Origin of the sequence: Arenibaculum sp., from assembly GCF_035998295.1 — a bacterium.
Classification (GTDB): domain Bacteria; phylum Pseudomonadota; class Alphaproteobacteria; order Azospirillales; family Azospirillaceae; genus DASYHS01.
The window spans coordinates 21,596-28,045 of the sequence record NZ_DASYHS010000201.1; the positions used below are offsets into that span (position 1 = coordinate 21,596).

The following is a 6,450-nucleotide window of genomic DNA, read 5'->3' on the forward strand; positions in this document are numbered from 1 at the left end:
GCTGGCATCCTTCGGTCCGCTCCGGTGGAGAACGGCACGGTGCCCGGCTTGTTCCGGCCTGCCCCCAAAGAGGCCATCCGGACCGTCGGGGTCAAGGCGTCAGATGGGCATATGTCGCGAGCAGAGCCGACAGCGTGACCACCGACACGACCGTGCTGGCCAGGATCGCGGCCGAGGTGCGCTCGACGTATACCCGGTACTGCTGGGCCACCACGAAGGTCAGCGCGCCCGTGGGCAGCCCCGCCAGGATCACGGCCGAGGCGGCCCAGTAGGGGTCGAGCGGGAGCACCCGGAACGCGAGCCACCACGTCAGCAGGGGCTGCCACAGCAGCTTGAGCGCGACGATCCAGCCGATCTCCGCGAGGTCGGCGGCGAGCGGCCGGCCGGCCAGGAACAGGCCGATCGCGAACAGCGCGCAGGGGCCGGCCGAGGCGCCGAGCAGGCTGCCGAGGTTGTCGACCGGCACCGGCACGGCCAAGCCGGCGACCGACCAGGCCATGCCGGCGACGGTGGCCATCACCAGCGGGTTGCGCAGCAGGGCCCTGCCGACGTCCAGCAGGGCGCGGCCGGGGCCGTTCCCGGCACTTTGCACCAGCTCCAGGACCACGACCGCGAGCCCGACCATCACCGCGCTCATGATCACGGTCGCCAGGATCGCGGGCGCCAGCCCCGCCTCGCCGAAGGCGGCGAGGAACAGGGGAATGCCCATATAGCCGGTATTGGCGAAGCAGGCGTTCAGCGCCTGCATGCTCAGCACGGCCGGGCGTTCGCGGTGGAGCAGGAAGCCGATGGCCCAGGCCATGGCGTAGACGGCGAGCATCGCGCCGAGGAAGGCGCCGATGAAGGGCCAGTTCAGGATCTCGACCAGGGGCCGGCGGGCCATGCCGAGAAAGACCACCGGGGGCAGGGCGAAGAAATACACGAAGCGATTGAGCGCTTCCGACGCCGCGTCGCCGAGGATGCGCAGGCGCCCGGCGAGATAGCCGGCGAGGATGATCGCGAATACGGGTATGGCGACGTTGACGACGGCGGACATGGCGCCGGGACATTAGGAGAGGGCGCCGGATCTGTCGAGTTGCACCCGCGCGGGACTGGCGTGCGCCGATGGTGGCCTTGACGGCGCGGCCCCCCGCGGGCAAATACGGCGGAACTCAAGAAAGGGCGGACCCCATGATCGACCACCACAGCGCGCTGATCTACACCATGGTCCTGGTCTCGGCCGCGGACGCCGAGATGACCCAGAACGAGGTGGACACGATCAGCGAGGTCGTGCGCTACCTGCCGATCTTCCGGGACTTCGACCGCGCCCGCATACCCGCGGTCAGCGAAGCCTGCATCGCGCTGATCCAGGACGAGAGCGGGCTGGAGAAGGCGCTGGCCGCGATCTGCGAGGGTCTGCCCCGCAAGCTGCGCGAGACCGCCTACGCGGTCGCCTGCGACGTCGCCGCCTCGGACGGGCGCATCTCGCAGGAGGTGCTGCGCCTCCTGGAACTGCTCCGCCACGAGCTGGAGGTCGACCGCCTCAGCGCCGCCGCGATCGAGCGCGGCGCCCGGGCGCGCCATACCACGCTGTGAGGCGGGCCTCTCTCCCGCCCTGCGGGAGAGAGGGCTTGTTCACATGCCCGGCGGCCCGCCGGGCGGCCTTCCGGGCTGCGGCAGGTCGGAATCCGGTATGGGCCCCGGCCCGGGCGTCGGTCCCGGCGGGTTGCCGGGATCGGGCAGGTCCTCGTTGGGCCGGTAAGGGCCGTCCGGCGGCAGGGGCTGCGGTCTCGGCATGGCGCGGGCTCCTCGTCTCGGGCTTCGCTTGTCGTCCCGTCGCCGTTGAACATGCCGGAACGCCGCCCGGTTCCCGTTCAGCGGTGCGAGAACTCCCAGTAAAGCGCGCGTGCCCGGCGGTAGATCGGGCCCGGCTCGACGCCCCGGTTCTCGATCCGGATCACCGGAAGCACCTTCCCGTAGTTCCCGGTCGAGAAGATCTCATCTGCTTCCAGGACCTCCTCCCAGGTGATGCGCCGCTCGTGGACGGGGACCCCCGCCTCGCGCAGCAGGCCGATCACACGCTGGCGGGTCACGCCGTTGAGGAACGTGCCGTTCCAGGCCGGCGTGTGCGCGGCGCCGTCCTTGCCGATGAAGAGGTTGGCGGTCGCGAACTCGGCGACGTTGCCGATCGGGTCGAGCAGGACCGCGTTCTCGAAGCCGCGCTGGGCGGCTTCCCGCAACGCGATGCCGGCGTTCGGGTACAGGGCCGAGGCCTTGGCCTCGACGACGGCCGTTCCGGGCAGCGGGCGGCGGCGGCTCGACAGGCAGGCCCCGAAGCCGTCGGGGCTCGGCATCGGGCTCTCGTGCACGGTCAGCGCGAAGGCGGTCGAGGCCGGGTCGGGCGCCACCCAGCCGGATTCCGCGAAGAACATCGGCCGGATGTAGAGGTCGGACCCCGGCGCGAAGTGCTGGACGCCGTCGAGGGCCAGTTCCTCGATCTCGCCGGCCGTCACCATCGGCGCCAGCCCCATCGCGTTGGCCGACTGGACCGCGCGCTGGCAGTGCAGGTCGAGGTCGGGCGTCACCCCCTCGAAGGCGCGCGCGCCGTCGAAGACGATGGAGGACATCCAGAACGAGTGGGTCATGGGACCGGCGATGCCCGGGTTGCCTTCGAGCCATTGGCCCTTGAAGAAGGTGAGAGACCGACCGGCCATGAGATCTGACTCCGTTCATGTCTGAGGGTGGGTGGGCCGCTTCCGGCCCGTCACGTCCCGCGGCGACCGCCGCACGGCAGCACCAGAGAGCGCGGCCGCTTGGCCGCCCCTCGGATCGGGCATGGGGATGTCAATGACGCCATGCGACGTGGCGCCGGTCAAGGAACAATCGCCTAATCCGGGCCGTCGGCCGTAGCCGGGCGGAACGGCCGCGCCGACCCTATACCTACTGGCTAGCCCAGATGATGCGCGCCATCCAGGCGATCTCCTCCATGGCGAGCATCCGGCCCTCATGCAGGGGATTGATGGACTGCAGCTCGATCCGCGTCGCGGTCTGCCGGGCGAGCAGCTTGGCCATCACCTCGCCGGCCCGGGTCCTGACCACCACGCGGTCGCCGCGGCGGATGCTGGTCGAGGGCGAGACGACGATGATGTCGCCGTCGCGGTAGACCGGGTCCATGCTGTCGCCGCTGACCTCGAGCGCGTAGGCGTGCGGGTCGCCGATATGGGGGAAGGCCAGCTCGTCCCAGCCGCTGCCGACGGGATACCCGGCATCGTCGAAGAAGCCGGCGCTGCCCGCCTGCGCATAGCCGATGACGGGGATGCGCTGCATCTGCGCGCGGGCCGGCGTCTCGGAGGTCAGGCCGACGAAATCGGCGAAGCTGCTGCCCGTCGCCTCCAGGATCTTCGCGATGCTCTCGGTCGAGGGCCAGCGCAGCTTGCCGTCCGTCGAGGTCCGCTTGCTGCGGTTGAAGGTCGTCGGGTCCAGGCCCGCCTTCCGGGCAAGGCCCGAGGCCGACAGACCATGGGTCTGGGCCAGGCGGTCGATTGCCCGCCAGATGTCGGCATGTTTCAACATGGGAACATGGTCACATAAGACGGTCTCGGTTTCCCTAGGAACATGTTCATAAACTACCTTGACATAAAGGGGTAGATTGGAACATAAGTGGAACCACGAGCCATGCGGCGCTACCGCCGCGGCAGTTTCCCCCAGCGAAGACACCGAGGAGGCGAGTCTTGGCCAGAGACCGGATCATTCCCCGTCCCTACGCCCAGCCGGCCGGCATCCCGTTCGCGACCTCGGAGGAGGCATGGTTCTGGTTCATCCAGGCCAACGAGGCGAAGGCGGCCGGCGCGCGGGTCTCCGCGGGGCTCGCCCTGGTCCAGCGGCCCTGCGAACCGGTCGACCTGCTGCGCGTGGTCGACCGCCTGTACCGCCAGCGCGCGCTGATCCGCGACCATCTCCACGTGCTCGCCCATTACGGGCGGCGCAGCAGCGCCCCCGACCCGAGATGCCGGCGCGAGGAGCGCGCCTGCACCTTGTGGCGCGAAGCCTTCGCCCGGATCGATCCCGTGCTGCGCGACAAGGGGATCGTCCAGTGATCGCCGGCGGTTCCGGGGACCTGGCGCCGGAAGCCTGGGTCGTCTTCTGCGGCGAGGCGGAATTGTGGTGGCTGCGCCTGCTGCGGCCGGGCTTCCGGCACTGCTTCGCGGTGCTGCGCGACGGCGGCCGGTGGATCACCGTGGACCCGCTCTCCTCCCACACGGAGGTGGCGGTCCAGCCGGCGCCAGCGGATTTCGACCTGCCGGGCTTCCTGGCAGGCCGCGGCCACGCGGTGGTCCGCGCGCCGGTCCGGCGCGGCCACGGGCGTCCGGCGCCCTGGGGCCTCTTCACCTGCGTCGAGGCGGTCAAGCGCGTCATCGGGCTGCACGACCGCCGCATCGTCACCCCCTGGCAGCTCCACCGGCACCTCGCGGCGATGCACGCCGCGCCCGGCGGCGCCGGCAGGCCCTGAACCCGAGACCCGAGGAGGCGAAGCGATGGCGAAACTGTTCTCCATGCCCAAGGTGCCCCAGCCTACCGCCGCGCCGGCCCCTTCGGCCACCCGGCCGGCCCCCGATCCGGCCCCCGTTCCCGCCCCCGAACCCCCCGGGACGCCCGATCCTCCGCCCCAGCCCGGGCCGGAACCCGGCCGGGCCGACGGGCCGGGCGGGGACGCGCCGCCCGTCCCGCGCCTGATCGCGCGCGAGCGCGGCCGCGTCGGCACCGTCGCGACCTCCTGGCGCGGCGTCCTGGCCGCCAATGGCGGCCTGCCCCGCCGCAAGAACCTGCTGGGAGAATAGGGATGGCCGCGGACGCGACGGATGACGGGCCGCGCGCCCTGATGGAGCGGTTCGCCGCCGCGCAGGCGCGCCGCGCTCCGTGGGAGGGGCTGTGGCGGGAATGCTACGAGTTCGCCTTGCCCCAGGGCGGGATGCAGCAGGGCGGCGGGGTGCGCCGGGGCGAGCGAATCTTCGACGGCACGGCGGCCGACGCGGTCGACCAGCTCGCCGCCAGCCTGCTGGCGCAGCTGACGCCGCCCTGGTCGCGCTGGTTCGGCTTCGCCCCCGGCGCGGAGCTGGAGCCGGCCGAGCGCGCGGCCCTGTCGCCCCATCTCGAACGCGCGGCGCGCATCCTCCAGTCCCATCTCGACCGCTCCAACTTCGCGGTCGAGATCCACCAGTGCTATCTGGACCTGGTGACGGTCGGGACCGCCTGCCTGCTGTTCGAGGAGGCCGCGCCCGGCGAGCCGTCGAGCTTCCGCTTCGCCGCCGTGCCGATCTTCGAGGCCGCCTTCGAGGAGGGGCCCGACGGGCGGCTCGACGGCACGTTCCGGCGTAGCGAGATGACGCTGGCCCAGATCGGGCGCCGTTTCGGCGCCGGCAGCCTGCCGCCCGACGCGCTGGCGGCCGGCGAGCGCGACCCGCAGGCGCGCCTGCTGGTGGTCGAGGCGGTCCTGCCCGACGGTCCCGCCTGGCGCTACACGGTCCTGCTGGACTGGGGCGGCTCGCCCGCGGTGCTGGCCGAGGGCCGCTTCGCGCGCTCGCCCTTCATGAGCTTCCGCTGGCTGAAGGCGCCGGGCGAGATCTATGGCCGCTCGCCGGTGATGAAGGCGCTGCCGGACATCCGCACCGCGAACAAGGTGGTGGAGCTGGTGCTGAAGAATGCCTCGATCGCCGTCACCGGCATCTGGCAGGCGGACGACGACGGCGTGCTGAACCCGGCCATGGTGCGGCTGGTGCCGGGCGCGATCATCCCGAAGGCGGTGGGTTCCGGCGGGCTGACGCCGCTGGCGGCGCCGGGGCGCTTCGACGTCTCCCAGCTCGTGCTGGACGACCTGCGGGCGCGCATCCGCCATGCCCTGCTGGTCGACCGGCTGGCTCCGGTCGAGGACGCGCGCATGACCGCGACCGAGGTGCTGGAGCGGGCGGCCGAAATGGCCCGCCTGCTCGGCGCCACCTACGGCCGGCTCCAGTCGGAGCTGCTGACGCCGGTGGTGACGCGCGCCGTCGCCATCCTGCGCCGCCGCGGCGAGTTCCCGGACATCGCCGTGGACGGCCGGCTGGTCGAGCTGCAGTACCGCTCGCCGCTCGCCCAGGCGCAGGCACAGCGCGACGTCCAGGCCACGCTGCAATGGCTGGAGACGGCCGCGTCGCTCGGCCCCGGGGGCGCGGACGCGATCGACGCCGCGGCGGCCGTGCGCTGGCTCGGCATGCGGCTCGGCGTGCCCGCCGAGCTGGTCCGGCCCGCCGGTCCCGGCCTCGCTTCCACCCATTCCCCCACCGAAGGCCCTACAGGAGGAGACGTATCATGACCGATCCCAATGCTTCCCCGCCGGATGCTCCCCCGGTGCAGGTCCCCGAACGGTTCCTGGACCCCGAGACCGGCGCCGTCCGCGTCGACGCGCTGCTGGCGGCGTATCTGGAACTCGAAGCG

The 6,450-nt window shown here is 72.1% G+C and carries 9 protein-coding genes; 5 read left to right on the plus strand and 4 right to left on the minus strand.

Annotated elements, in window-relative coordinates; genetic code table 11:
- Nucleotides 1-91: 91 nt before the first annotated feature.
- Nucleotides 92-1,036 (minus strand): AEC family transporter, encoded by a 945-nt coding sequence (locus tag VGO20_RS19755; RefSeq protein ID WP_327504095.1) that lies wholly within the window; start codon nucleotides 1,034-1,036, stop codon nucleotides 92-94.
- A 134-nt stretch (nucleotides 1,037-1,170) separates the two neighbouring features.
- On the opposite strand from VGO20_RS19755, the gene VGO20_RS19760 reads away from it, so the two are divergent.
- Nucleotides 1,171-1,575 carry a tellurite resistance TerB family protein gene (locus VGO20_RS19760; RefSeq protein WP_327504096.1) on the plus strand — a complete coding sequence of 135 codons (405 nt, stop codon included), beginning with the start codon at nucleotides 1,171-1,173 and terminating at the stop codon, nucleotides 1,573-1,575.
- 39 nt (nucleotides 1,576-1,614) lie between these two features.
- Here the strand turns inward: VGO20_RS19760 and VGO20_RS19765 are convergent, their stop codons facing one another.
- The 3 genes from VGO20_RS19765 to VGO20_RS19775 form a co-directional block, all read right to left on the minus strand.
- The gene (locus VGO20_RS19765; RefSeq protein ID WP_327504097.1) at nucleotides 1,615-1,776 is read right to left on the minus strand and encodes a hypothetical protein; all 162 of its coding nucleotides are present in this window, start codon (nucleotides 1,774-1,776) and stop codon (nucleotides 1,615-1,617) included.
- 77 nt (nucleotides 1,777-1,853) lie between these two features.
- Nucleotides 1,854-2,693, minus strand: a complete 840-nt coding sequence (locus VGO20_RS19770) for a branched-chain amino acid aminotransferase (protein ID WP_327504098.1) — start codon at nucleotides 2,691-2,693, stop codon at nucleotides 1,854-1,856.
- 226 nt (nucleotides 2,694-2,919) lie between these two features.
- Nucleotides 2,920-3,552 (minus strand): helix-turn-helix transcriptional regulator, encoded by a 633-nt coding sequence (locus tag VGO20_RS19775; protein ID WP_327504099.1) that lies wholly within the window; start codon nucleotides 3,550-3,552, stop codon nucleotides 2,920-2,922.
- 158 nt (nucleotides 3,553-3,710) lie between these two features.
- On the opposite strand from VGO20_RS19775, the gene VGO20_RS19780 reads away from it, so the two are divergent.
- Genes VGO20_RS19780 through VGO20_RS19795 form a run of 4 tightly spaced genes read left to right on the plus strand, consistent with a single transcriptional unit; the run spans nucleotide 3,711 to nucleotide 6,328 of the window.
- Nucleotides 3,711-4,076 carry a hypothetical protein gene (locus tag VGO20_RS19780; RefSeq protein WP_327504100.1) on the plus strand — a complete coding sequence of 122 codons (366 nt, stop codon included), beginning with the start codon at nucleotides 3,711-3,713 and terminating at the stop codon, nucleotides 4,074-4,076.
- A complete protein-coding gene (locus tag VGO20_RS19785; protein WP_327504101.1) occupies nucleotides 4,073-4,489 on the plus strand; it encodes a hypothetical protein in 417 nt (138 codons plus the stop codon). The genes VGO20_RS19780 and VGO20_RS19785 overlap by 4 nt, the downstream gene beginning before the upstream one ends.
- A gap of 25 nt (nucleotides 4,490-4,514) precedes the next feature.
- Nucleotides 4,515-4,817, plus strand: coding sequence for a hypothetical protein (locus tag VGO20_RS19790; RefSeq protein WP_327504102.1), 303 nt, complete (start codon nucleotides 4,515-4,517; stop codon nucleotides 4,815-4,817).
- A 2-nt stretch (nucleotides 4,818-4,819) separates the two neighbouring features.
- Entirely contained in the window at nucleotides 4,820-6,328 is a 1,509-nt protein-coding gene (locus tag VGO20_RS19795; RefSeq protein WP_327504103.1) for a portal protein, read from the plus strand.
- The last annotated feature ends 122 nt before the right edge of the window (nucleotides 6,329-6,450 follow it).

Coding starts and splice junctions, on each gene's coding strand:
- VGO20_RS19755 (WP_327504095.1), bottom strand. CDS start 1,036: ATGTCCGCCGTCGTCAACGTCGCCATACCCGTATTCGCGATCATCCTC.
- VGO20_RS19760 (WP_327504096.1), top strand. CDS start 1,171: ATGATCGACCACCACAGCGCGCTGATCTACACCATGGTCCTGGTCTCG.
- VGO20_RS19765 (WP_327504097.1), bottom strand. CDS start 1,776: ATGCCGAGACCGCAGCCCCTGCCGCCGGACGGCCCTTACCGGCCCAAC.
- VGO20_RS19770 (WP_327504098.1), bottom strand. CDS start 2,693: ATGGCCGGTCGGTCTCTCACCTTCTTCAAGGGCCAATGGCTCGAAGGC.
- VGO20_RS19775 (WP_327504099.1), bottom strand. CDS start 3,552: ATGTTGAAACATGCCGACATCTGGCGGGCAATCGACCGCCTGGCCCAG.
- VGO20_RS19790 (WP_327504102.1), top strand. CDS start 4,515: ATGGCGAAACTGTTCTCCATGCCCAAGGTGCCCCAGCCTACCGCCGCG.
- VGO20_RS19795 (WP_327504103.1), top strand. CDS start 4,820: ATGGCCGCGGACGCGACGGATGACGGGCCGCGCGCCCTGATGGAGCGG.